Origin of the sequence: Methylobacterium sp. WL103, from assembly GCF_008039885.1 — a bacterium.
Taxonomy (GTDB): Bacteria; Pseudomonadota; Alphaproteobacteria; order Rhizobiales; family Beijerinckiaceae; genus Methylobacterium; species Methylobacterium cerastii.
Genome location: NZ_VRUX01000978.1, coordinates 1 through 1,034 on the forward strand (window position 1 = coordinate 1; position 1,034 = coordinate 1,034).

Below are 1,034 nucleotides of genomic sequence, written 5' to 3' on the forward strand. Positions count from 1 at the left end.
GGGCGACGCCGAGCGCCTTCTCGGCGCCGAGCCGCTGACCCTGCTGCTCAAGGCCCAGGCGGCGCAGATCTCCGGCGACCGGCAGGCGGCCGAGAGCGCCTTCCAGCGCATGGTCGACGACCCCGAGACCCGGGTGCTCGGCCTGCGCGGCCTGTTCGTCGAGGCCCGCCGCCGCGAGGACGACGTCTCCGCTCGCGCCTACGCCGCGGAAGCCGCACGCCTCGCCCCCAGCGTCACCTGGGCGAACGACGCCGTGCTCGAGGCGCAATGCGCCGACGGCGATTGGGGCGGCGCGCTTGAGATCGTCGAGCGCCGCGGCTCCCTCGGGCTGATCGAGAAGGCGGAGGCGCGCCGCCAGCGCGCGGTCCTGCTCACCGCGATGGCGCAGGTGCGCGAGGCCGGCGAGCCCGAAGCCGCCACCGAGCGCGCGCTCCAGGCGGTCAAGCTCGCGCCCGACCTCGTTCCCGCCGCCTGCATCGCCGGGCGCCTGCTCGCGCGCCGCGGCGACCTGAAGAAGGCCGCCAAGATCGTCGAGGCGGCCTGGAAGGCCAACCCGCACCCGGACCTCGCCAAGGTCTACCTCAACCTGCGCACGGGCGATTCCGTGCGGGACCGCCTAACGCGGGCCGAGACCCTGGCCAAGCTCTCGTCCTGGACCCCCGAGGCGCGCCTCGCCCTCGCCCAGGCCGCCTTCGACGCCCGCGACTTCGCCAAGGCGCGCGAGGCGATCCAGCCGCTCCTCGACGACGGCCCGACCGTGCGGACCTGCCTGATGATGGCGCGGATCGAGGAAGCCGAGCACGGCGCCGGCTCGGGCCGCGCCCGCGAGTGGTTGGCGCGTGCCGCGCATGCCCCGCGCGACCCCGTCTGGATCGCCGACGGCGTCGCCTCGCCGACCTGGGAGCCGATCTCCCCGGTCTCCGGCCGCATCGACGCCTTCGTCTGGCAGGCGCCGCCGAACCTGCTCACAGGCCAGGAGCCGTTCGAGAGCGCCGCACCCGAGGCCGAGTCCGCCGCCCTCGCGGCACCTCGCC

At 75.8% G+C, this 1,034-nt stretch carries 1 pseudogene; it reads left to right on the forward strand.

Annotated features, from left to right (window positions below):
* Positions 1–1,034 (forward strand): annotated as a pseudogene (locus FV222_RS27170) (heme biosynthesis protein HemY); the annotation flags it as partial.